Below are 22674 nucleotides of genomic sequence, written 5' to 3'. Positions count from 1 at the left end.
GATGAATCACGAGTTTTTCAAAATTATCAGCCGATCCGAGTTTCAGGATCTGCTGAAAACATTCCCTTCAACCGGAACTGAAACCGTTCCCATTGCCGAGGCTTTCGGCCTTGTGCTTGGTGAAAATATTGTTTCACCGGAAGACCTGCCCCCCGCCCAGCGCTCCTGCATGGACGGATATGCGGTAAATGCCCGAGATGCCTTCGGAGCAAGCGAGTCCAACCCCGCATACCTTGAATGCCGGGCTGAATTGAAGGTGGATGAGAATCCTGATTTCTTTCTCAATTCCGGGGAATGCGCGGCCATTCCCACTGGCGGAACACTGCCTGACGGCGCTGATGCAGTGGTCATGGTTGAACACACGCATGAACTTGGGGCGGGAACAATTGAAATACGCAAATCCTCTGCTCCCGGTGACCATACCATGCTCAAGGGGGAAGACGCTGCCAAAGGCGAGACTGTATTCAATGCCGGACATAAAGTCCGCTTCCAGGATATAGGACTGCTTGCAGCCCTCGGAATCAGTAACGTCCAGGTGCACAGCAGACCCAGAATCGGAATAATATCCACCGGGGATGAACTGGTAGAAATAGATGCCCCGCAGAGAGTAGGGACCATCCGTGATGTGAACTCCCACACCCTGCGCTGTCTGGTGGATCAGGGCGGAGCGAAAGCTGTGAATTACGGCATAGTTCGCGATGATCTGGGCAAACTTCAATCCACACTTGCAAAAGCCATTGAAGAAAATGACCTCGTACTTCTATCCGGTGGCAGCTCGGTAGGCATGAGAGATCTGACCGTACAGGCCATTGAAGCCATGCCGGATTCGAAAATACTGGCCCACGGTGTTGCCATTAGTCCGGGCAAACCAACCATTCTCGGAAGGGCCGGGAATAAACCGGTACTCGGCCTTCCCGGGCAGGTAACCTCGGTACAGGTGGTAATGCTCTCGCTGGTGATTCCTTTCATCCGTCATATAATGGGACAGTCGGATGCTTTTTCAACTTCTGACCGCCCATCAATTCAAGCTGAACTGGAAAAGAATACAGTTTCAAAACCCGGGCGTGAAGATTACGTACGCATGAAACTGACTCCGCGTGAAGGGAACATCCCTCTCGCCTCTCCGGTTTACGGAAAATCGGGCCTGCTCAGGACCATGATACAGGCAGACGGGCTGATGGTTATTCCTGCGGACACGGAAGGTTTTTATGCCGGAGATAAAGTGTCTGTCTGGATTATATAAGAATGCCGTTAGCTATCGAACATGTTACCAATAATTTCCAAACCTTGATTACTGTCTCCCTTGGCAAGGCCCAGGCAATAACGAACGCAAAGCGCATCAAATAAAGCTTCCCCCTAACAATCACTACATTGGCCGGGGATGACAAGATGAGGATTCAAAAATGAGCGACCGCAATATCTACCTGAAGACAGTGCCCGTACCTGAAGCGGTGGAAACCGCCATTAAAGCTCTTGACCGTGAAGCATTGATCAAGATCGAGACTGTCCCCGTTCACGAGGCTCTCAACAGGGTAACAGCCAAAGCGATAACCGCGCGCTGCTCATCCCCGACATACCACTCCGCAGCAATGGATGGATTTGCGGTGAAAAGCGAAAGCACATTTGCTGCACGGGAAGGTCAACCCGTAACTCTCGACAAAGACAGCCAGTGCATTGCGGTCAATACAGGAAATCCTCTGCCAGAAGGAATGGACGCGGTCATAATGATTGAAAATGTCGTAGACAGCGGAGGTTCAATCAGCATCGAGTCTCCGGCATTCCCCTGGCAGCATGTACGCCGCATAGGTGAAGATATTGTAGCAACAGAAATGCTCTTACCCCGCAATCACACGATATCCCCATTTGATATAGGTGCCCTTCTTTCTGCGGGTATATATGAGATTCAGGTTTATGAAAAAATACGCATGACCTTCATCCCTACCGGAGACGAGGTTCTGCCCTTTCTGGACCGTCCGACGCCAAAACCCGGTGAAGTCATTGAATCCAACTCTCAAGTTTTCAAGGGTCTGGCAGCAGGACTTGATATTGAATTCACCGCCCTGCCTCCGGTTCAGGACCGGGAAGACCGACTCAAAAAGGCAGTTAAAAAAGCTCTTGGCGATTCGCATATAGTGGTTGTCGGAGCAGGGTCATCAGCGGGAAGCAAGGATTTTACCCGCAAAATTTTTCAGGATCTGGGAGAAGTACTGGTCCACGGAATTGCTGTCATGCCCGGCAAACCCACAGTTCTGGGTACAGCTCAGGGCAGGCTTCTGGTCGGTGCACCGGGATATCCGGTCAGTTCCGTTGTCTGCTTTGAAGATATACTGACCCCAGTAATTTCATGGCTTTCTGGTAGATACGAACCTGAACGCCACAAGGTTGATGTCAAACTGGCAAGACGCACACCCTCCAAACCCGGGCAGGAAGAAATCGTCCGTCTGGCGGTCGGCAAGGTCGGGAAAGATTATATCGGGGTTCCGCTAGCCAGAGGAGCCGGCATGATCACAACCCTGACTAAAGCCCAGGGATTCACACGGGTTCCTGCAGTGAGTGAAGGGGTTGAGATGGGTGACTCAGTGCAGGTTGAACTTTTCTCCACCCGCTCTGCTCTTAATAAAGTCCTCATGCATGTTGGAAGCCATGACAACACCCTGGACATGCTCGGGGATATGCTCATGGGTGCTCAGACACCGTTGCGCCTTGTTTCCACCCATGCTGGATCAATGGGCGGACTGACTGCATTGAAAAATGGCATGGCACTGTTCGCAGGGGCTCATCTTTTCGACCCGGAATCCGGTGACTTCAATTTTCCGTTTCTCAATAAATATCTCCCGGGACTTGAAGTGACTGTTTTCAATCTGGCCATACGCCATCAGGGTTTTATTGTTCCCAAGAGAAATCCTAAAAATATCAGCGGCATTGAATCCCTTTCAGGCGGGAATATAAATTTCATCAACCGCCAGAGAGGCGCGGGAACCAGAATCCTCTTTGACCACCACATGAAGAAGGCTGGATTGAAGCCTGATGATATTGCCGGATACGACCGGGAAGAATTCACTCACATGACTGTTGCTGCAAACGTTCTTACCGGGGCGGCGGACTGCGGGCTGGGTATTTACGCAGCTGCCAGAGCACTTGATCTGGACTTTGTTCCTCTGGCCCTTGAACGGTACGATCTCATAATTCCCAATGAATATCTGGACGATGTAAGGGTCAGAACCCTTATCAATCTCATTCGTTCCGAGCAGGTCAAGGAAGAAATCAGTAATCTGGGTGGGTATGACACCCCTCTAACCGGACAGGAGATGAAACCGGGTACAGGGCTTGGCTAACGCTGAACAAGATCAGCGAACATGATTCGATATAGCTATGATAGTTTTTTGCCCCTTTCGTAATCAATTCGGATGGGGCAATTACTTGTACGCAGCCTAAGCAAATTTCAATATCTTATATCTCAACGGAACTATCATGATCAGCCTTATTAAAAAGACTCCCCGTTTTACTCTGGAGATGAAGGTAATTCATATGGGCAAGGACCTGTGTGTTGCCTTAAGCGGTGGAGACGCCCCTCATATCGGTGCAGTGGCACTTGCCATTCCCTACCCCCGGTTAAGTGACAATAATAAGATTGATGCCTCAGTATCCCTTTTGAACGTTACCGGACATAAAGAAGATGAACTGGCCCGCAGAATAGCATATAAGCTATCCTGCGCATGCTCCTGCACGGTCTCAGTCTCTTGTGGTATCCACTTAAAGGAAGCAAGCAAACGGGAAATTTCAGCAGTCCTTGAGGCTTCGGAAGAACTGATTGAGGAAGCTTTCATAAAATTAAGATAGGTTTACCTGCTCTGCCTCATTTACCGCAATACAAATCCATTTGCCCCTGTCAGCCAAAACATCCCAGACAAGTCTGCCAATTGCTCCCATTCTTGAATCAGCGATCTCACTTCATTTTTCTCTTAATGGCAAAGCAAAAAGGACGCCGCAAGCGACGTCCTTTTCGTATACAGTGAGATGCAGCTGGGCTGCGTATGTTGTCTTATTTGAAAGCCATGGTAGCTTCGACAGCTTTCTGCCAGCCTTCGTAAAGCTTATCAGCTTCAGCAGTTTCCATTTTAGGATCGAACTCACGGTCAATGCCGAAGTTCTTTTTGATGTCGTTCTTGTCTGCCCAGAAACCGACAGCCAGGCCTGCAAGGTATGCAGCACCCAGAGCAGTGGTTTCAATACACAAAGGACGTTCAACGGGTACACCGAGAAGGTTGGACTGAATCTGGAGCATCAGGTCGTTGGCAACTGCGCCGCCGTCTACGCGGAGTCTTGCCAGCTCGATGCCGGAGTCAGCTTCCATAGCGGAGAGAACGTCTTTGGTCTGGTAGCAGAGAGACTCGAGGGTAGCACGAACAAAATGTTCTTTGGTGGTACCGCGGGTCAGACCGAATACAGCGCCGCGGACTTCGGAATTCCAGTAAGGAGCGCCGAGACCAACGAAAGCGGGAACCATGTAAACGCCTTCAGCACCCTGAACGCGGGTTGCGTAAAGTTCGGAGTCTTTCGCGTCGCGGAACATTCTCATACCGTCACGCAGCCACTGGATTGCGGAACCGGCAACAAAGATGGAACCTTCGAGAGCGTATTCAACTTTACCGTCAACACCCCATGCAATGGTGGTCAGCAGGCCGTTCTTGGAGGGTACTGCTTTTTCACCGGTGTTCATGAGCATGAAGCAACCGGTTCCGTAAGTGTTCTTGGCCATACCTTCTTCAAAGCAAGCCTGACCGAACAGAGCTGCCTGCTGGTCACCGGCCATACCGGAGATGGGGATTTCCATACCCTGGAACTTGTCTTTGTGAGTGTTGCCGTAAACTTCGGAAGAAGGTTTGACTTCGGGCAGCATGGAAGCGGGAACATTGAGAGCTTCGAGAATTTCTTCGTCCCACTTAAGTTCGTGAATGTTGTACATGAGAGTACGGGAAGCGTTGGTGTAGTCAGTTACGTGAACTGCGCCGCCGGTGAGCTTCCAGACCAGCCATGTGTCAATAGTACCGAAAAGAAGATCGCCGTTTTCTGCTTTCTCGCGAGCGCCTTCAACGTTATCGAGAATCCATTTTACCTTGGTACCGGAGAAGTATGCATCGATAAGCAGACCGGTCTTTTCACGGACAACAGGATCAAGCCCCTTTTCTTTAAGCTCGTTGCAGATGTCCATGGTCTGGCGGGACTGCCATACGATTGCGTTATAAACAGGCTTACCGGTGTTCTTGTCCCAAACAACAGTGGTTTCACGCTGGTTGGTGATACCGATTGCAGCCAGTTCTTCACCGGCAACATCAGCGAGAGCTTCAGCAACTACGGACTGGACAGAAGACCAGATTTCCATTGCATCGTGCTCGACCCAACCCGGATTGGGAAAGATCTGGGTGAATTCTTTCTGGGTTACTTTTACAATCTGGCCAGCTTTATCAAAAATAATGGCGCGAGAGCTGGTGGTACCCTGGTCGATAGAAAGAACGTATTTCTTTTCCATTTTAAAATTCCCCTATTCTTTGTAAAGAGGGCAAAGAACAACTTCACCCTCCATGTTGCTAGGTATTAATCTTATTAAACCCGACTTCAATTAGCCTACGAGAGCCTTGTACACCAACGCTCCTGCAACACCACCGCAAAGGGGAGCTACAACAGGAATCCAGGCGTATCCCCAGTCACTGCCACCTTTGCCGGGAATGGGCAGAAGAGCATGAGCGATACGGGGACCGAGGTCACGAGCAGGGTTGATGGCGTATCCGGTGGGACCACCGAGGGAGAGACCGATGGATACGATGAAGAAACCTACAACAAGGGGGTTAAGACCCTGGGTGAATTCGTTGGCACCGATACCGAGAATGATGAACACCAGGAAAAAAGTACCGATAAATTCGCAGAGAAAGTTTTCTGCTGTGCAGGGAATAGCAGGACCGGTAGAGAAAACAGCCAGTTTGAGGCCGGCATCTTCAGTCGGGCCCCAATGGCATTTGTAGGTGAAGTAGCAGAGTACTGCACCAAGGAAACCGCCGAGCATCTGACCGGCAAGGTAAATGGGAACCTGTGCCCAGGGGAAATATCCACCGGCAGCAAGACCAACGGTAACAGCGGGGTTAATGTGCGCACCGGAGTATTTACCGGCAACATAAATTGCAAATGCAACTGCAAACCCCCAACCCATGGTGATTACAATCCAACCACCGTTCTGACCTTTGGATTTTTCAAGAAGTACGTTGGCAACCACGCCACACCCGAAAAGGGTAAGAATCAAAGTACCAATCACTTCGCCTAAAAAAGGACTCATAATCAATCACTCCCACATCGCTTAAAGCAGTTAATGACAAATCCGTTTCTTTTCGGAAACGAATACCACCTCGCGCCGGGGTAGGGCCCAACGCTTTTCCATTTCCTCTGCTCTGACACTATTTTGTAAAAAACAAAAAATCAAGCCCATAATGTTCGAAATTGAAAATATTTTTTGAGAATCATGTTTCGCTTTAGTAAAAAAATACTGATTTTAAACAGTTGCAGACATGAACGTATGCATTTTTTTTTAAAGAGACAATAAAATGCACGTAAGTGGCTGCCATCAATCTATTACGACACAAAGCCATGTGTTACGAGAACTTGAAGATTACCCTACTCTTTGCGTGTAGATTAAGCAGCAAAAACGTCACACTGTTTCACAATCGAAAAAGTATTATTCTGCAACACAGCAACCGAACAGCGTATCAATTATACTTTGTGGTTAATTACTGAAGATTTGGCAAGCAAAAAAAGAAAAGCCGCCGGCCCAGGTAACCGACGGCAAAGGGAAGGGGTTGACGGGAGAGGGAAGCCCCCGTCGCTCTTTGGAGAATACGGAACACCACAAGGGTGTAAATTTATATGAACTCTGACCTTACGCGGCGCCATCAGGAGCGTGCTGCTGTCCGAACTGGAGCAGGCAACATTCTTTGCTCACTCGTGGCAAAAGGGAGTAGGCCCTTTTGCCACAAGCGGCTGAGGAGACAGACGCGGTCCCGACAAAGACTCAAAGGTGAAGTGCAGACACCCGGCAGACTTTGCGGAAACGGTCAGAGTATTACTAATCTACTATATAATTCTTAGCCAGAGCAGCGAATTCTTCAGTCTGCTGCTTGATCCACTCATCATCCTTACCAAGTTCCTTAGCCATGATTTCGGCACATTTAGGTGCAACTTCAGCAGCAGCCTTGGCGTTGAGAATCAGAGCTCTGGTTCTGCGGGAGAGCGCATCTGAGACAGTGTGAGCCCATTCATGACGAACAGCCCAGACAACTTCCAGCCAGGAATAAGGGAGATTATCATGCATCCTTGCATCAAGCTCAGGCAGTTCTTCAGCGAGAGCCATAATCTCGGAAGCCTCGCTACCGTAGACATGCATGTGGTCGTTGTGATCGAAATCAGTAGTATAACCGTGTAACTTGACGTTTTTGGTCGGAGAAGGACGGAAAGGAAGTCCCCCCATTTCGATTGCATTATCAATGCAGTCCTCAGCCATATGCCTGTAGGTAGTCCATTTACCACCGGCAATGGTCAGCAGCTTGTTCGGGGAAACTGTCAGGTAATGATCCCTTGAGAGTGCAGAGGTAGACTCGGCATCACCAGCAGCAATCAAGGGACGGATACCGGTAAACACACTTAAGACATCAGCACGGGTAGGAGCCTTGGCAAGATACCTTGCAGAATGCTCCACGAGAAAATCTATTTCCTCTTCAAGAGGTCTGGGTTCCATGCATACGGAATCCAGAGCAGTATCAGTTGTACCGACAACAACCTTGCCGTGCCAGGGCACGAAGAAAATAACACGGCCATCATCAGTTTTGGGAATCATGATTCCGGTCTCACCACCGAGAAATTCGCGGTCGATTACAATATGGATACCCTGACTTGGAGCAATGAGGTTTTTGTGGGCGGGGTTGTCCATGTTCATTACATCATCAGTGAAAATTCCGGTAGCATTGATTACAGCCTTACCTTTGATTTCGTAAGACTTGCCGGTCAGTTTATCTTCCGCTTTCACGCCGCAAACGTAACCGGTGGAGCTTTTCACCAGCTCGGTAACGCGGGCGTAGTTCAAGGGAGAACCACCCATGTCAGCCATGGTGCGGGCAAGGGTCAGAGCCAGACGGGCATCGTCAAACTGACCGTCATGATAGGTAACGCCACCTTTGAGTTTTTTACCGAGAACTCCGGGCACCTCTTTGATAACGGAACCTTTGGAATAAATCTGAGAAGGACCGAAGCTGTATTTTCTGGCCAGCATGTCATAACACTTGAGCCCGATTCCGTAGTAAGGGAGACCCCACCATTTATAGTCAGGTACGATGAATTTCTGGTTGTAGCACATGTGAGGAGCATTCTGCTTAAGAATACCGCGCTCATGCAAAGCTTCCATTACAAGGGAAATGTTACCCTGAGCAAGGTATCTTACTCCGCCGTGAACCATTTTGGTACTGCGGCTGGAAGTGGCTTCTGCAAAGTCTCCCTGCTCCAGAAGAAGAACGGAGTAACCACGGGCGGCTGCATCAAGTCCGGCACCAAGCCCAGTTGCTCCCCCACCTATAATAATGAAATCCCAGACTTTTGAACTGTCTTCCACCTGCTGGATAAAATCGGAACGTTTCATAACAACAACCACCCTCTCTCCGGCCGGTTACGCCGGACAAAATATTTAATAAAACGGAAGCCGAACCACTTTTAAACTGCAATCCCACACAGTTAAGGCCTCCACCCCAATAACTTTGTTCAAGCAAAACACTTGATACATCCTCTTCATGTTTCGCTTTTGATCAAAATGTGACATACTGAAAACAAAATGACAAGAAAATATTTTCGAAATTGAATATTTTTTTTTAAAGCAAACAAAAACGAACCTTTATGCGTATCAAAATAATCCACCGAAACAACACTTATAATTTTGTTCAATAATTGAAACACGTTATGAATTATAACATAAAAACAGTAGTCCGGCATAGACAAAATCATCATAAAACAGGTACTGCCGATATGCTTTGAAAGATTGCAGTTTGCATCTGAACCTGTGACTTTGCCTTGCTAGTCGCGCTATCAACTGTTAGATAATTAAATATTAGACGGGTATTTTTTTCACTTTACCTGCCAAAATGAAACATTTGGTCGATGTGAAAACATAATTTAGACAGCAAAGCTCGTTTCAACTTAATGGGCTTGTTCATATTAGAAAGGAAGGAGACGGTCATTTTGACTGAACAGACTAGACCCAGAAAACAAAAGGGGCAGAAATTCAATCTCGACTCACTGTCCAAGAGGCAGCGGGAAATATTCGATATCGTCAGTGACAGAGGCTTCGCCCCTATCGAGACTCTGGCCCAGCACTTTGAAGTCACCCCCCAGACCATAAGACGCGACATCAACAAGCTCTGCAATTACAAGCTTCTGCAAAGATTCCATGGTGGAGCTGGACGGGCCTCCAGCGTTGAGAACGTAGACTACAGCGCAAGACGGAACATTCTGCATCAGGAAAAAAGGCTGATCGCAGAAATGGTGGCCAAGCTCATCCCGGACCGAGCTTCAATGTTCATCAACCTGGGCACAACAACCGAAGAGGTAGCCAAAGCTCTCTCCGGCCATAAGGCACTGCGGGTTATCACCAACAACCTGAACGTTGCACTGACCATGAGTGAAAACGAATGTGAAGTTATCGTTGCAGGCGGCATGGTGCGCCAGCGGGACAAGGGAATTACAGGAGAAGCTACCGTTGAATTCATCAGGCAGTTCAAGGTGGACTACGGGATTATCGGCGTTTCCGGGATTGATGAAGACGGAACCCTTCTTGACTATGATTATCACGAAGTAAGGGTAGCCCGCGAAATCATAAACAACGCCCGCAATATCTTTCTGGTCACCGACCACACCAAGTTCAACCGCAACGCGATGGTCCGTATAGCCGATCTCTCCGAGATTGACGCAATATTCACAGACCGCAAACCTCCACAGGTATTCCAGGACCTGATGAAATCAAAAGAGGTTGAACTGTACGTCACAGAAACAGGTAATAGAGAATAAATTAAAAGGGTTGGCTTAAGCCAACCCTTTTTTGTATATCAGATAAGACACTTCAGACCGCCCATGGCCCAAGGACAGTGACCGCAAGGGACAGTTCCACCAAAGCAATCGAACTCAAAATCATAGGCCCTGCCGATTATGTCATCACACGGGACCATCGGGCAGCTTGAGCAGTAGGGATATTCATACTTCAGAACCTCACTTCGAAAACCGGAATACTCTTTAGATCTCCATATTTCCAATATCTCTGTATCCTTGAGGCTACCCATGATCTTCGGCTTGATAACTTTTTCACTGCCGTCCATATAACAGGTGTAGCCATGCCAGAGAAACTGGCAGGGACTGACATCGCCTTGCGAAGTAACAAAACACACATCATCTTCCATAAATGAACAGCGCAGTTCATTTTGCGCGTTCAGCGGGGGAAGTTGCAGATCAAGGCCGTGCTTTTCAGCAAGATGTCGGGCTTTTGCATAAATCTCCCGTACACGTAAGCTCCACTCTTCATCTTGTTTCTTATCCCATTCAAAAAGGCTGGAAAGATTAAGCCATACGTTTTCGGCTCTTGCCTCCTCGCGCATACTCCTGCCAAGCTCCAGAAATTCATTCACCGGACCTTCTTTCTTAATCCGCCAGAGCACTTTAAAATAATCGTGAATATCAAGCCCCTGCTGCTGAGCTATCTGCTTCCACTTATTGAAAATATCTGTTGCAGCCGTGGTGTTGGGATTAAACAGGCTCTGTTCCTGCATCGCCGGATCATATGCGAAAACATGAGAGCACACCATAAAGTCCACTCCCTGTTTAATGGACCATTCAACTATTTCGGGAAGCTGCTCATAAGTATCTTTCATGAGCACAAACTCCACGCCCAGCCGGATATTACGCCCGGCTTCATCCGCTGCTTCGCGCAGCAGGGCAAGACTTCGTTCCAGCCTTTCCACACTTGCCTGACCGTGCAATTCACAACCCACATTGTTTTTGGATTCCAGTGAATCAACCGAGACACAAAAAGTATCCACCCCGGACAGCACAAGCTTGCTGGCCAGTCTCCCCGTTAAAAGCAGCCCATTGGTCTGAAAACCGATGGAGCCATCTTTGGGCATCCGCTCCCTTGCAAATGAAGCCATTTCCGCAAGACGAGGATGCAGCAAAGGTTCACCGATACCATTAAGAACCAAAAACATGCATTTTTCAAGAGCCGGTCCCAGTTTCCTGAAAGTTTCAAGTTCCAAATCCTCCTCTTCAATATGGCTGCCCGGCGCATATTTTACACACATAGAACAATTCATGTTGCAGCGTGTTGTAACTTCGACCTGTAACCTACTTGGAAAAAGTCCCCCGGCCAGACTCTTTACCGATAAATCTACAGTATCCGTCACTTGGAACCCCTTTTGTCCGAACTTTAAATTGCTCATACAACAACCCATGAGTATTGATATTTATTATTTGAGTATTCAATGATGTTCATAACAGTTCAGGCATTTAAACAGAATTTTGCTTATTTGCCAATTGGCAAAATTTATAATTTCAAGCCTTATACCGCACTGCCTCCCCTTGACCTGCAACTTGATTTCATGATCAAAAAGTAGAACTGTTTCATTTTCAATCACTATGCCCGCAAGCTTTCAAGACGGGTATGATATAAATCAAAAAAGTAAAGGATAATTAAAATGGAGAACCTGAACCTTCAGCCTATGGCTCCCCTGGACGGCGTGGACTTTCCAGCCGACTCTGAAGTTTTCATCCCCAAAGGGGTCTGTGCAAAAATGATCCGCTTTGCCATCGAAGACGGAAGACTGACTTTCGTAAACTTCACCGGGGGATGTGACGGAAACCTTAAAGCGATCTCCGCACTGGTTAAGGGCATGGAACTGGGAGAAATAATTGAAAAACTGAGCGGTATTACCTGCGGCAAAAAGCCCACTTCCTGTGCTGATCAACTCTGCAATGCTCTACGCGAGCATCTATAAAGTAACAATCCGAAAATATTTTAAAAGCCGCTTAATCCTGAATGGATGAAGCGGCTTTTAAATATTCTAAGTAACCAAAAAGATTTATGAACAATTCTTCTTAAATATTATAAGTGAAAGTTTACCCCTGAGGCATTCATAAACAATGCAGAAAGCTGGGTATGCCCGGAAGTATGAATTTCAAGACCTTCAATCTTCCTGTCTACCGGCATATGCCTGCGGTGTGCTATGCTTCAACTCGCAGAATAGATTTCCCATAAGCATGACTGCCAGTCGCAAAGTCCTCGGTTATACAGGCTTAACTATAGAATGAACTTCCTTGCGCAGTGCTTCCTTACCATTTTTCTGCAGCTGATGATAAAGGGTCATGATGGTAGCCTGACTGAAAACCACGTTTCTCAAAGCGTGAAATTTTGCAGTACCAAGCTCATTCCGGCTTAATCCGTAATCTTCCATCGCAATTTCCTCCATTGCAGGAATCAGCCACTTGGCAGCGGGAACCGTAAGAACCCAGTCATGATCTCCAAGATGGGTTACAAAAGCTTCCATACTGCGCTGCAACGGAAGGGTTTCACCATCTTCGGCCAGCAGTCCGCTTTTAACAGGATCAACACCGGCGATCACAGCTGCGGCTTTCAACCAGCGCACAGGAGAAGCTTCGTCTTTGCTGAATCCGGGATGATTATGTGCACATGCCTGAGCAACACAAACTTCGGGCGGAAGTCCCCGTACGATACTTTCCGCTACTCCGAGGACATGATGTTCACCAGTTCCGGCCAGCTTCTGTTCAGTCCTGCTTGCTCCGTTTTTCTCCCACTGAAAAACCCACGGTTTGTGCAGGTCATGCAGAATCTGAGCGGCAATTACGACATCACGATCAAGATTGAACCCATAGATATCGTTATAGTTGTTGTATAAAGCAAGAGACATTTTGACGTTAAGAGCGGTATGAGTAGCCAGTCCTCCGGGGTAGCTGTGATGGCTTGAGTACCCGCTGCCCGGAGCAGAATAAAAAGGCTGGTTTGCCTTGGACGCTGAACCGTTTTCCGGGAGAAACTCCTCAGAAGAGCCATTCTCCAGCCACCCGTTTTTATCCAGCTCACGATATACTTCTTTCATCCTCCCTTTAACCGCATTAAGCAGTTTAGGAGAAGGATTCTGGATTATTTCAACCACCCCTTTACGAATCCCGGGATTAACAATGCTTCCCGCCTGAGTCTGAATATATTTCCAGGACTGCATCACAGCACCTGATTTTTCAGACATCCGGCCCGGAGTAAGAGCCAGACATTCATCAACTGTGAACCGTGTGTAAGAAGATGCAGCAGCTGGTAAGGCAGAAGAAGCCACTGCGGCCCCGGTCATAATTCCCAATTTAATAAAATCACGTCTTTCCACGACAAAGCTCCTTGTAATAATTCTGATTTACACCCCCGTCACTCCTGACCAGATAGATATGAACAATATTATTTTCATATTTATGGCAGAACCATTGCCTTTGGGTGACATAAGGACGATGAGGCTTTGTCAGCTACAGTCTAGAGCTGTCATGAGCGGGAAAGACAGCAGAATAGAATACAAAGTTAATGGACTTTTCCATCCAAAAATCAAACATAAGTGAAAAGCATTCACACCTTAGCGGAAGCGTTAACAAGAGCCGTGAAAATCCTGCGTTGCGATCTGTACTGCACAAGAAATTCCGGATGCCACTGAACCCCAAGCAGGAAACGATTACTACGGCCTTCCACCGCCTGAATTATCCCTGCGTCACATTCAGCCACAACTTCCAGGTCCTGCCCCACTTCATTGATTGACTGATGATGGAGAGCATTTACATAGGGAGAAGTTCTGCTGAGCACTTCAGCAAGCATGCTGTCTTTTTTGATAGATATTTTTTTATGCGGAAGTACAGTGCGGGGATTACTAACATCTTCATAGACATCCGCGATCTCCTGATGGAGAGATCCGCCTTTCACAACGTTGATGAGCTGCATTCCCCTGCAAATTCCAAGCATAGGAATGTCATTCTCAAAAGCTCTGCGAATCAGTGTTACCTCCAGGGCATCACGTTTACGGGATTCACCGGGCGCATGTTTCAACCCAAGAATCCTGCGCAGGCCGAAAGCCAGCACAGCAACGGCGCTCAAAAGAATTTTGCGAGGAATATCCCGGATCCTGAAGTCAGCAGAACCGGACTTATCAAATATTTCTTTGAGCTTCTCCTCGCCGTAAAGGGCGGGGTCTATATCTGCCCCGCCACCGATAATCAGCCCGTCAAACTTTCTTTGTGCATGATAATTTTCCGGAGTTATGCGGTCGGGAACCCCTCCGGCAAGCCTTATATTCAACCAGAAAAAAATCCATGCGGCCATCCCCCCTCTGGCAGGGGTGGAAACACCTATCCTTGGTGGGCTCTGCTCTGGCATATCAACTCCTTTTACTACAGCAACTTACCCGGAATAATCCTTTTTGAAGCTTTATCGAGATATTCACTACACTTCTTCTTAAGTTTTTCAGGGTCTCCAGCAAGTTCTTCTACCTTTATCCATCTGTTCCATTCCAGAGCCATGGACCATTCATCCTCATCTATACGGCAATCAGGCAATCTGTAATGAAAAGCAGGTCTGGGCTTTATCAGTTCCGGCTCCTTTACTCTGCTCAAGGTAAAATCCTTATCAATGTGAGCAAGCAGACAAGTCAGGTCCAGAGGTCTGTTGCGGGTTGGATTATCTTCAAGGTAGTCAGCCATGAATTCTTCCATAGAAGGTTCGTAATCATTCTCGAAGATTTTAAGAACATACTTCTCGGGAAAATCATTTATGAAAGGAAAAATCCTTCTGGTCAGATCTACATCTATCTCTTCTTTAAGCCAGTCGAGCAGGACCAGAAAAGATCTCAGATAACTCAGGATGGTCTCAACCTTCAGGTCCGGACACTCTGGATTAAACTGCATACCGAAACCATACAGAAACGAAGCGCGTGTTCCTTTGGCATGAGTCTCTCGCAGAGCTTTCTCTATTTTTACGAGCTCTTCTATCCTATTCATTGGAACAGGTGGAGTGACAAGCTCAAAGGGAACAGCAAATTTAGCCAGATCATACAGGGTATTATCGACTGTTTCCACTTCATTCTGCTCAAGCTTGAACCCCATATCCTCCAGGAATTTTTTGTATTTCCTGTCCTTGAGCTGAATTGAATCAACTTCCAGACCGAAGTCACCGAAAGAAGTTTCAACCACCTTGTAGCTGAAAGGGGACTCCTTAAGCAGATCCCCTCCATAACTGTCGGAAACAATATTTCCTAAATTTTCGAGATCGACTCCAGAGAACTCCAGTTCAAAGCCTACTCTGCGCCACTCGCCTGACTCGGTTTTAGTACGCGGGGGAATTTTCCAATCCATTTTTTCTCCAAACTATATATAATTGAACAAAGAGCACCATCTTGCCGGAATTGAACAGCATTCATGAATATGCTCCGGGACAATAGATCATAATGGCTATGATTTAATCAAAGAATGTCATATTCCATCATTGATGACATCCTAAAAATAAACTGTAATCATAATACCATGTATGGCAATTAAAATCCGGCAAGTGAAGCAGAAAAAAAGAAAAGGAAGGGAGATAAGCATAGGCTATCACCCGATTACAATCAGAATCCCCAAGCCGACGACAGCCATGAAAGCTGCAATATTACGAACCAGCATCATACTCTCCTGTTTTACATGAATTATACCTGAAAACCGTGCAAACGACTGGAATCCATAAAAGATGGAGTGCGCATTTATATTTCCACAGTGTCACAATACAGTTAATTTCTACACAGATTATGAAAAAACATGCCTATTCTGGGGGATTGCCGCTTTTACACTCCAATGATATTATAATTCCATGCAATTTCAATTTTCCACTGCCCATAATATCGTTTTCGGAACAGGAACATCCAAAACAATTCCGGACCACGCACTCAGGTTCGGGAAAAAAGCCTGTCTGGTCACCGGACGAAGCCCCGAGAGATTCAAATGGTTGATTGACGAAATCTACCGCAACGGAGAATCTCCTCTGCTGATCAGTGTCAGTGGAGAACCTGACACCGATTTCATAACCTCATGTGCGGCACAGGCCCGACTGGCAGGTTGCGACATGGTCATCGCCATAGGTGGAGGAAGCGTGCTGGATGCCGGGAAAGCCCTTGCCGCCCTGCTGACAAACCGCAGACACGTGCTTGACTATCTGGAAGTTGTCGGAAACGGAATACCTCTTGACCATAAGCCCGCACCTTGCATTGCAGTCCCCACAACTTCCGGGACAGGTTCGGAAGTAACCGCCAACGCAGTTCTGCTCAGTTCTGAGCATAAAGTGAAAGTCAGTATGCGATCCAGTGACATGATACCGGACCTGGCTGTTATCGATCCTGAACTTACGGTATCAATGCCGCCCAGCATCACCGCTGCTACTGGTCTAGATGCTCTGACTCAGCTTATGGAGGCATTCGTTTCAAGATTCGCCACTCCCATGACCAGCCCCTTATGTAAGGAAGGGATGGCGCATGCAGCCAGAGCCCTCAGAACGGCCTTCATAAATGGAAAAGATATTGAAGCCCGGAGCAGTATGTCTCTGGCCAGTCTACTATCCGGTATTGCTCTTGCGAATGCAAAGTTGGGAGCTGTCCACGGATTCGCTGCCCCCCTCGGCGGACGCTTTAAAGCACCGCACGGAACAGTATGTGCCGCCCTTCTGCCGCAGGTTATGAAAGCCAATATACGCGCCTTAACTGAAAGAGAGCCGGAAAACCCTGCTCTTAAAGCTTATAGCCAGGTCGCGGGTATTCTTACCGGAAGAAAATCCGCCTCTCTTGACGATGGAATAGAATGGGTCAGGGAGCTCTGTGCTGATCTTGAAATACCTGGACTGGCAGCATTGGGGGTGACCGAAACGGATTTCAATGAAATTGCAGCCAAGGCAGCCCGGGCCAGCAGTATGAAAGGCAACCCTGTTGTTCTGACTGAAAAAGAACTTCTGAAAATTCTACGCAAAGCCATGTAAAGCAAAGGCTTACCCTGTTGAAGGATAAGCCTTTTTCACTTCCATGTTCACGACAGATTTCCTTTGCTGAAAATTCATGTCCCTTTACTGTGAATCCATTCACAGAAGCAATAACCGCTTCTTCGTCTAGGCCGTGGCCCCGAGAGAGGTCCCGCTGTACATCTCACCTGTCTGGTTCTGGTAGGCCTTCAAGGCCATGCGCTGGAGCATGGACTGCCCCTCTTCCTGAGCGTTTCCAGAATTATCCTGCCCAACCATATCGGCAAGCGAGGCATCACCCATTGCAAAGGCTCTTTGTAATTCATCAGCAGTCACTACACCATCCTTGTTATAATCGTACTCGTCGTATTCTTCTTCAGAGCCCTCGCTGGAACTACCGGATGAGCTTGAAAAGCCTGAAGAAGCCGCAACATTACCCATTCCTTCGGGCAGGGGCATACTGCTCATCCCTTCTGCCAGTTCCTCACCGGAAATGCTTCCATCGCTGTCAGTATCCAAAGCGCTGAAAAGCTCATCACCAAGACCGGATTCTTCCTTGCTGATCCGGCTGTCGCCATCTGAATCCAATTCACTCATGAGAGAGTCAAGCAGGTTCTGCTGGCTGCCCCCCATAGCCATGGACATCCGGCCCATTGCAGCCATCTGCTGCTGTCGCTTTTCCAGATCAGCGACCATTTCCTCCTGAGACAGATTTCCGTCTCCATCTGAATCTATTTCGTCGAAAATATCTCCGAGGAACTCGGCCTCATCAATATTCAGCTGACCATCACCGTCACTGTCTTTGTTGCTGATTACCGAGCTGACAAAATCATCTGAAGACTCAAAATCTTCAGGCCTCTTGATTCCATTCTGGTTTGCAGGGAACAGACTTCCTGCAACGGAAGATCCCAAGGCTGAAATACTCACAATCTACCTCCATATATGGTTTTGTCGGGAAAAGGAAAAAACTTCCACATTTCCCGTCCGGTGTAGACTGAAGCAATTACAAGACCTGATTTTATTGAGAAATATTAATATAATATTAATTTTTAAATGTAATGATGAAAATAATATTCAACCTTGAAAGACACTTTAAATTGACAAAAAAGGCTCTATCATGCTTACTATAGATCAGGATTATATTTTTAAATGCCGGAGGAGAACATGAGGAGAAGCCATTTTTTCTACGCAACTATAATTATGACCCTTTTTGCAGTCTTTCTTTTTCAGGGAAAAGCTTCAGCCTATGAGAAATATGACTTCTGGATTCAGACTCCGAACGGCTGGACCCATAACACGCAAGGACTCTCAAACGACCTGAAAAAGCAGGTCATCTCGCCGGACCGCAACGCATTTGTCGAAGTATATGCAGCAGAAGGAGCCAACCCCGGTCTGCAGGCGATAGCTGACGGTATGGAGAGAGGAATATTAAACCGGGGCGGTGTATATTTTCAGAACCGAATTTCAAGCCGCAACGTAATGGTTGACGGGCATCCGGCAATATTCAGAGAGTACAACTCCAACTATAATGGGAATCCTCTGCATGCCTATGCTATTTACTCCTATGCTAACAGAGGTGCTGTTGTGGCAATCGGGGTGTTCGCTGAACAGTTTGCACAACAATATCAAACCCTTGTTTATCAAAGTGTCACCAGCCTGCGCTTCTCTCCTCCGCCGACTTCCGGCAATGACCCTTACAGCTCGAATACTGATCCATGCAGTATGATAATCGGAAAATGGAAATGGTTCACAGGTTCTGTTGCTGAATTTTATCCAAATGGAAGAATGCCCGGGAATGGTAACAGTTGGAGATGCGCAGATCCCCATAGCCGCACTTTCATCATAACCTGGAGCAACGGAAAATGGGTTGACACTCTTAAAATGTCTCCGGACGGTAGCCGCCTGGAAGGTAAAAACCAGATCGGCAACAGAGTATGGGGAAACCGTCTGAATCATTAATAACTGCATCAACATTGATTTTGACCGTCCAACCGCCGCGTTTCTGCGGTGGATTACCATATAAGGGCCGCGATATCTCTGATATGGCGGCCTCATTAATTAGGATTTCAACAAACAGACAGGAAAATTCAATCCCCAAATACATTATGTCAGCGACCAGCGTTCCCTTGAAAACGATCCGACATCCCGGTTTTTATTGCGGGATCAGTCAATTGCAGGGTATGCTTATTATGCACAATTACAATCTCCGCACTGTGTTGCGACCATGACTATACCCGAAAAAGTAAGGATTAATGAGAATGAGTTTGTTCAGTTGGCTTCCGTTCGTGAAAAAGAAAAAAAAAACTATGGACCCGGAACAGGCCCGGCAATTGTTAACTGACCGTTATAACCATTTCCGCCTGCTCATACAGGCCAACACCAGTACGCATGAATATATTGCGGAACTTGAAGAATCACTTCGTGGCTTCAGACCCTACGGGATGCATTATGTCCGGGCACTGTGTACTCGTATATCCGTATCCACCTACCAGATGATCAAGCACCTGAATGAGCTTAACCCCGGAGGATACAGCAGGCTTTTTGACGCATACAACGAAATTCAGGAACGCATTTCCAAAGAGATTGAACCCGTTCACTATTCGGGAGAAGGAGAACTAGTCCTGCCGCTTAATCAGATTGGAAGGGATCAGGCAGACTTATGCGGCCCCAAAATGGCAATGCTGGGAGAAGCCGGACACAACCTAGGTTTAAAAATTCCGTCTGGCTTTGTGGTTTCCACGGCGTCTTTTTATAAATTTATGGCAGTCAACGGGATGCAGGAGGAAATAGACCGAAGGATTCAGGCCTCTGATTTCCAGAACAGGGATGAGGTGTTCCAGGTCTCATCCTCTATAATGAGCCTGATAATGGCAACAGAATTACCTGAAGATGTATCCGATGCTATCTACACCGCCTATGACAGTCTTTGCGCCGAACTCGGTGAGAATGTAAATCTTGCAGTCCGCTCCAGTGCTCTTGGTGAAGACCGGCAGGGAGCTGCTTTCGCGGGACAGTACAGGTCAATTTTAAACGTGGACCGCGAATCAATTCTCGAAGCGGTCAAAGAAGTCATAGCATCAAAATATTCATTGCAGGCAATGGCTTACCGTAACAACCGTGGATTAAGAGATGAAGATGTAGCCATGAGTGTCGGCTGCATTGAAATGGTCGAGCCGCTCGCATCGGGGGTGGCCTATTCCCGAAATCCTGTTAATATCCGCGATGGCAATATCACTCTTTATTCAGTGTGGGGACTGCCCAAGGCTGTCGTAGACGGATCCACTGAGACTGATGAATTTGTTGTCAGCCCGGCTCCTGCATCTAAAGTTATCGAAAGAAGGATCGCAGATAAAAAAGAGAAATTCATATGTGATGCGGGGGAAGGAGTCTGCCGGACAGTGGAAGTTGATGATTTACGCAAGTCCCCTTCCCTGAATGACAAACAGGCAATTGAAGTTGCACAGATAGCTTCCCGCATTGAAGAGCACTTCGGTCCGCCGCAGGACATTGAATGGGCAATAACTGAGAACGGTGAATTTTACCTGCTGCAATGTCGCCCTCTCATGCTGATTGAGGACGGGAAAGACCATTCGGCAGACAATTCCAGCCTACCTGCGCCTCTGCTGTCAGGAGGGCGGACAGCCAGTCCCGGAGTCGGCATTGGCCCTGCCTACCCGATCAGGAAAAGTGCCGATAAGCTGGCTTTCCCTGATGGTGGAGTCATGATACTGAAACAGGCCCTGCCCAGCCGGGCGGCACTGCTTGACCGCTGCAGCGCGGTAATTACAGAACAGGGAGGCATGGCCGGTCATCTTGCCAATGTAGCCCGGGAATTCGGGGTTCCGGCTCTTTTCGGAGTCAGAGATGCCTTGCAAAAACTGGAGGAAGGACAGATTCTGACAGTTGATGCCGATGGTCATGCAGTTTACGCAGGACCGGTGGAAGAGCTGCTTACAGAAAAACCACGCAAACGGCTTATGAAGGGAAGCCCTGTTCAGGCAGCACTGCGCAAGGCGGCAAGAAATATTGTACGCCTGAACCTGACTGACCCTGACTCACCGGATTTCCGCCCCTCCAGATGCAAAACCATTCACGATATAATGCGCTTCTGTCATGAGATGGCGGTACGCGAAATGTTCGGTTTCGGGGCAAGCGATGAACATATCATGGCTGCCTCAAAACAACTTATCTGTAATGTTCCCAAACAATTCTGGATTCTGGATCTCGGAAACGGAGTAAGCGAAGACGGGGACATCAACCCCAGGTGTGTCTTCATGGAACATGTACGTTCAATACCCATGCGCGCGCTTTGGGCCGGAATGCAGGCCATACCGTGGGACGGTCCGCCTGCTATCCACGGCAAAGGATTGATGGCGGTAATGTTCGAGGCCACAATGAACCCCAACCTTAACGTTGCGGCCAAATCCAGTTACACCCAGAAGAATTACTTCATGATTTCGGAAAACTACTGTTGCCTGCAATCACGTTTCGGTTTTCACTTCTGTTCAGTGGAATCTCTTGTAGGTGAGCGAACTTCGGAAAACTATGCCAGCTTCCAGTTCAAAGGTGGAGCCGCTAATCCTGAACGAAGAATCCTGCGGGCACGTTTCATCGGCAGCATACTTGAAGAAATGGACTTCCGGGTGCGTATACGGGAAGATAACCTCACGGCCCGGCTGGAAGGATTCAACCGGGAAGAGATGGAATTCCATCTCAAGATTCTCGGTTATCTGATAACCCACACCCGACAGTTGGACATGATTATGACCAGCCCTTCGAGTGTCGAAAAATACAGACAGAAATTTCTGAATGATTTTAAAATGTTTGAACACAGGGATATTACCTGAAAAATGAAACGGCGGATGGGGTAATCCGCCGTTTCGGGGTCCGACTTGCACTTGCTGGTGTGGTCAACAGTCGGGTTGTGTATGTCGATCCGGATCAAGTCCGTAAAAAATTCTGCAAACTACAACTGATCCTTGGGCGGGGGTATTTCCTTACCGCATTTTGCGCATTTTATTTTTTTCAGCTTATCTTCATATTTTACAATATTTACTTTTCCGCAATCCGGGCACTTGCGCTTTCGATTGAATGCAGATTTCAAAGCTGAATAAATTCCCCACATAATTTCCTTCCTGAATAAAATATTATAGAGATCCCGGACTACAGCTTAACAGCCTAAAGCAGGTCATTATCAAGGATGAGAGACTGAAGAGTTACCATCCCCACGATCTGGCCCATGTCTTCCACCGGAGCCCTCTGTATATCGATACGATGCAGCAGACGAATCGCGTACCTGATATCCATCCGGGAGGGAACGGTTATCACGGGCTTGGTCATTATCTCATATATGTAAACATTTTCTGCCTCTCGTCCAGGAACAAGGATCTCGCGCACAAGGTCGCTGACCGAGACTATCCCCCAGGCGTCATCCTCACTTCTCTTGCTGACCAGAAGCTCGGAAACTTTCATGGAACGCATTATTTCAGCGGCCTCCTTGGCCGTGGTCATACCGTCAACGGTCTGAACATCGCTGCTCATCACATCCTGAACTCTTACAACAACTGAACCCATATCTGTCTCCC

General features: G+C 47.7%; 17 protein-coding genes. 8 read left to right on the top strand and 9 right to left on the bottom strand.

Annotated features, from left to right (window positions below):
• The first annotated feature begins 1 nt into the window (after position 1).
• The 3 genes from ACZ5PW_RS05965 (at position 2) to lpdD (ending at position 3840) form a co-directional block, all read left to right on the top strand.
• Positions 2 to 1243 (top strand): molybdopterin molybdotransferase MoeA, encoded by a 1242-nt coding sequence (locus ACZ5PW_RS05965; RefSeq protein WP_464558896.1) that lies wholly within the window; start codon positions 2 to 4, stop codon positions 1241 to 1243.
• A 160-nt stretch (positions 1244 to 1403) separates the two neighbouring features.
• Positions 1404 to 3335, top strand: coding sequence for a molybdopterin biosynthesis protein (locus tag ACZ5PW_RS05960; protein ID WP_464558894.1), 1932 nt, complete (start codon positions 1404 to 1406; stop codon positions 3333 to 3335).
• A gap of 136 nt (positions 3336 to 3471) precedes the next feature.
• Positions 3472 to 3840 (top strand): prenylated flavin chaperone LpdD, encoded by a 369-nt coding sequence (gene lpdD, locus ACZ5PW_RS05955; protein WP_464558892.1) that lies wholly within the window; start codon positions 3472 to 3474, stop codon positions 3838 to 3840.
• Positions 3841 to 4042: 202 nt separating this feature from the next.
• On the opposite strand, the gene glpK is transcribed toward lpdD, so the two are convergent.
• From glpK to ACZ5PW_RS05940, 3 genes are all read right to left on the bottom strand, one after another.
• Positions 4043 to 5530, bottom strand: coding sequence for a glycerol kinase GlpK (glpK, locus tag ACZ5PW_RS05950; protein ID WP_464558890.1), 1488 nt, complete (start codon positions 5528 to 5530; stop codon positions 4043 to 4045).
• A 90-nt stretch (positions 5531 to 5620) separates the two neighbouring features.
• Positions 5621 to 6328 carry an MIP/aquaporin family protein gene (locus tag ACZ5PW_RS05945; RefSeq protein WP_464558888.1) on the bottom strand — a complete coding sequence of 236 codons (708 nt, stop codon included), beginning with the start codon at positions 6326 to 6328 and terminating at the stop codon, positions 5621 to 5623.
• Between the two features lie 783 nt (positions 6329 to 7111).
• Positions 7112 to 8674 carry a glycerol-3-phosphate dehydrogenase/oxidase gene (locus ACZ5PW_RS05940; RefSeq protein WP_464558886.1) on the bottom strand — a complete coding sequence of 521 codons (1563 nt, stop codon included), beginning with the start codon at positions 8672 to 8674 and terminating at the stop codon, positions 7112 to 7114.
• A 593-nt stretch (positions 8675 to 9267) separates the two neighbouring features.
• On the opposite strand from ACZ5PW_RS05940, the gene ACZ5PW_RS05935 reads away from it, so the two are divergent.
• Positions 9268 to 10092: a DeoR/GlpR family DNA-binding transcription regulator gene (locus ACZ5PW_RS05935; protein WP_464558883.1), complete on the top strand. Its 825-nt coding sequence runs from the start codon at positions 9268 to 9270 to the stop codon at positions 10090 to 10092.
• Positions 10093 to 10130: 38 nt separating this feature from the next.
• On the opposite strand, the gene ACZ5PW_RS05930 is transcribed toward ACZ5PW_RS05935, so the two are convergent.
• Positions 10131 to 11474, bottom strand: coding sequence for a radical SAM/SPASM family putative metalloenzyme maturase (locus ACZ5PW_RS05930; protein ID WP_464558881.1), 1344 nt, complete (start codon positions 11472 to 11474; stop codon positions 10131 to 10133).
• Positions 11475 to 11765: 291 nt separating this feature from the next.
• Between ACZ5PW_RS05930 and ACZ5PW_RS05925 the strand changes: the two genes are divergently transcribed.
• Positions 11766 to 12065, top strand: a complete 300-nt coding sequence (locus ACZ5PW_RS05925; protein WP_464558879.1) for a TIGR03905 family TSCPD domain-containing protein — start codon at positions 11766 to 11768, stop codon at positions 12063 to 12065.
• A gap of 288 nt (positions 12066 to 12353) precedes the next feature.
• On the opposite strand, the gene ACZ5PW_RS05920 is transcribed toward ACZ5PW_RS05925, so the two are convergent.
• From ACZ5PW_RS05920 to ACZ5PW_RS05910, 3 genes are all read right to left on the bottom strand, one after another.
• Positions 12354 to 13463: a metal-dependent phosphohydrolase gene (locus ACZ5PW_RS05920; RefSeq protein ID WP_464558877.1), complete on the bottom strand. Its 1110-nt coding sequence runs from the start codon at positions 13461 to 13463 to the stop codon at positions 12354 to 12356.
• A gap of 230 nt (positions 13464 to 13693) precedes the next feature.
• Positions 13694 to 14491, bottom strand: coding sequence for a gamma-glutamyl-gamma-aminobutyrate hydrolase family protein (locus ACZ5PW_RS05915; RefSeq protein ID WP_464558875.1), 798 nt, complete (start codon positions 14489 to 14491; stop codon positions 13694 to 13696).
• Between the two features lie 14 nt (positions 14492 to 14505).
• Positions 14506 to 15465, bottom strand: a complete 960-nt coding sequence (locus tag ACZ5PW_RS05910; protein WP_464558873.1) for an amidoligase family protein — start codon at positions 15463 to 15465, stop codon at positions 14506 to 14508.
• A gap of 490 nt (positions 15466 to 15955) precedes the next feature.
• Between ACZ5PW_RS05910 and ACZ5PW_RS05905 the strand changes: the two genes are divergently transcribed.
• Positions 15956 to 17110: an iron-containing alcohol dehydrogenase gene (locus tag ACZ5PW_RS05905; RefSeq protein WP_464558871.1), complete on the top strand. Its 1155-nt coding sequence runs from the start codon at positions 15956 to 15958 to the stop codon at positions 17108 to 17110.
• A 126-nt stretch (positions 17111 to 17236) separates the two neighbouring features.
• Here ACZ5PW_RS05905 and ACZ5PW_RS05900 read toward each other — a convergent pair whose 3' ends face one another.
• Positions 17237 to 18016: an EF-hand domain-containing protein gene (locus tag ACZ5PW_RS05900; RefSeq protein WP_464558869.1), complete on the bottom strand. Its 780-nt coding sequence runs from the start codon at positions 18014 to 18016 to the stop codon at positions 17237 to 17239.
• A 237-nt stretch (positions 18017 to 18253) separates the two neighbouring features.
• On the opposite strand from ACZ5PW_RS05900, the gene ACZ5PW_RS05895 reads away from it, so the two are divergent.
• Both ACZ5PW_RS05895 and ACZ5PW_RS05890 read left to right on the top strand, forming a co-directional pair.
• A complete protein-coding gene (locus ACZ5PW_RS05895) occupies positions 18254 to 19048 on the top strand; it encodes a hypothetical protein (protein ID WP_464558867.1) in 795 nt (264 codons plus the stop codon).
• Between the two features lie 299 nt (positions 19049 to 19347).
• Positions 19348 to 21936, top strand: a complete 2589-nt coding sequence (locus tag ACZ5PW_RS05890; protein WP_464558865.1) for a PEP/pyruvate-binding domain-containing protein — start codon at positions 19348 to 19350, stop codon at positions 21934 to 21936.
• A gap of 331 nt (positions 21937 to 22267) precedes the next feature.
• Here the strand turns inward: ACZ5PW_RS05890 and ACZ5PW_RS05885 are convergent, their stop codons facing one another.
• On the bottom strand, positions 22268 to 22663 hold the full coding sequence (locus ACZ5PW_RS05885; protein ID WP_464558863.1) for a CBS domain-containing protein: 396 nt from the start codon (positions 22661 to 22663) through the stop codon (positions 22268 to 22270).
• Positions 22664 to 22674: the final 11 nt, after the last annotated feature.

The sequence above is a fragment of the Maridesulfovibrio salinus genome (genome assembly GCF_055394525.1).
The sequence above is the reverse complement of the archived record's forward strand: the minus strand, read 5'-3'. Positions and strand labels throughout refer to the sequence as shown.

What these genes read in the sequence shown, in the direction of transcription:
- ACZ5PW_RS05910 (WP_464558873.1), bottom strand. Translation starts at nt 15,465, where the DNA reads ATGGATTGGAAAATTCCCCCGCGTACTAAAACCGAGTCAGGCGAGTGG.
- ACZ5PW_RS05940 (WP_464558886.1), bottom strand. Translation starts at nt 8,674, where the DNA reads ATGAAACGTTCCGATTTTATCCAGCAGGTGGAAGACAGTTCAAAAGTC.
- ACZ5PW_RS05905 (WP_464558871.1), top strand. Translation starts at nt 15,956, where the DNA reads ATGCAATTTCAATTTTCCACTGCCCATAATATCGTTTTCGGAACAGGA.
- lpdD (WP_464558892.1), top strand. Translation starts at nt 3,472, where the DNA reads ATGATCAGCCTTATTAAAAAGACTCCCCGTTTTACTCTGGAGATGAAG.
- ACZ5PW_RS05895 (WP_464558867.1), top strand. Translation starts at nt 18,254, where the DNA reads ATGAGGAGAAGCCATTTTTTCTACGCAACTATAATTATGACCCTTTTT.
- glpK (WP_464558890.1), bottom strand. Translation starts at nt 5,530, where the DNA reads ATGGAAAAGAAATACGTTCTTTCTATCGACCAGGGTACCACCAGCTCT.
- ACZ5PW_RS05945 (WP_464558888.1), bottom strand. Translation starts at nt 6,328, where the DNA reads ATGAGTCCTTTTTTAGGCGAAGTGATTGGTACTTTGATTCTTACCCTT.
- ACZ5PW_RS05960 (WP_464558894.1), top strand. Translation starts at nt 1,404, where the DNA reads ATGAGCGACCGCAATATCTACCTGAAGACAGTGCCCGTACCTGAAGCG.
- ACZ5PW_RS05890 (WP_464558865.1), top strand. Translation starts at nt 19,348, where the DNA reads ATGAGTTTGTTCAGTTGGCTTCCGTTCGTGAAAAAGAAAAAAAAAACT.
- ACZ5PW_RS05925 (WP_464558879.1), top strand. Translation starts at nt 11,766, where the DNA reads ATGGAGAACCTGAACCTTCAGCCTATGGCTCCCCTGGACGGCGTGGAC.
- ACZ5PW_RS05915 (WP_464558875.1), bottom strand. Translation starts at nt 14,491, where the DNA reads ATGCCAGAGCAGAGCCCACCAAGGATAGGTGTTTCCACCCCTGCCAGA.
- ACZ5PW_RS05965 (WP_464558896.1), top strand. Translation starts at nt 2, where the DNA reads ATGAATCACGAGTTTTTCAAAATTATCAGCCGATCCGAGTTTCAGGAT.
- ACZ5PW_RS05885 (WP_464558863.1), bottom strand. Translation starts at nt 22,663, where the DNA reads ATGGGTTCAGTTGTTGTAAGAGTTCAGGATGTGATGAGCAGCGATGTT.